Origin of the sequence: Halorubellus salinus (assembly GCF_020567525.1) — an archaeon.
GTDB classification, from domain to species: Archaea; Halobacteriota; Halobacteria; order Halobacteriales; family Natrialbaceae; genus Halorubellus; species Halorubellus salinus.
On record NZ_JAJCVI010000011.1, the window covers coordinates 1 to 857 of the forward strand.

The 857-nt window shown below is 65.8% G+C and carries 1 protein-coding gene; it reads left to right on the plus strand.

What is annotated here, in order from left to right:
* On the plus strand, window positions 1-857 hold an 857-nt coding region (pstB, locus tag LI336_RS20030), incomplete at both ends, for a phosphate ABC transporter ATP-binding protein PstB (protein WP_227134950.1).

The following is an 857-nucleotide window of genomic DNA, read 5'->3' on the forward strand; positions in this document are numbered from 1 at the left end:
TCGACGACGGTCGCGGGCGAGACGGCCGAGGAGACCCGCGAGGAGTGGACGGCGTTCGAGTTCGAGGGCGACGCGAAGTTGAGCGTCGAGGACCTGAACGTGTGGTACGGCGACGACCACGCCTTGAAGGACGTCTCGATGGACATCCCCGAGAACTCGGTGACGGCGCTCATCGGGCCCTCGGGCTGTGGGAAGTCGACGTACCTCCGGTGCTTGAACCGGATGAACGACCGCATCAAGGCCGCCCGAATCGAAGGGTCGGTCGAGCTCGGTGGGACGGAGATCTACGACGCGAACGCGAACCTCGTCGAACTCCGGAAGCGCATCGGGATGGTGTTCCAGGCCCCGAACCCGTTCCCGAAGTCCATCAAGGAGAACATCTCGTATGGGCCCCGCAAGCACGGCGACCTCGATACCGGCCTGCTCGCCAGGCTCTTCGGCCGGGACGACACCGAGGAGGAGCTCGAGCTCGTCGAGCGAGCGCTCAGGCAGGCGGCGCTCTGGGACGAGGTCAAGGACCGCCTCGACGACAACGCCCTCGGCCTCTCGGGCGGCCAACAGCAGCGTCTCTGCATCGCTCGCGCGCTGGCGGTCGACCCGGAGGTCATCCTGATGGACGAGCCCGCGAGTGCGCTCGACCCCATCGCCACCTCGAAGATCGAGGACCTCGTCGACGAACTCAGTGAGGACTACACCGTCGTCATCGTCACGCACAACATGCAGCAGGCGGCGCGCATCTCGGACCAGACCGCCGTGTTCCTCACCGGTGGCGAACTCGTCGAGTACGACGACACCGACAAGATCTTCGAGAACCCCGAGAGCCAGCGCGTCGAGGACTACATCACCGGCAAGTTCGG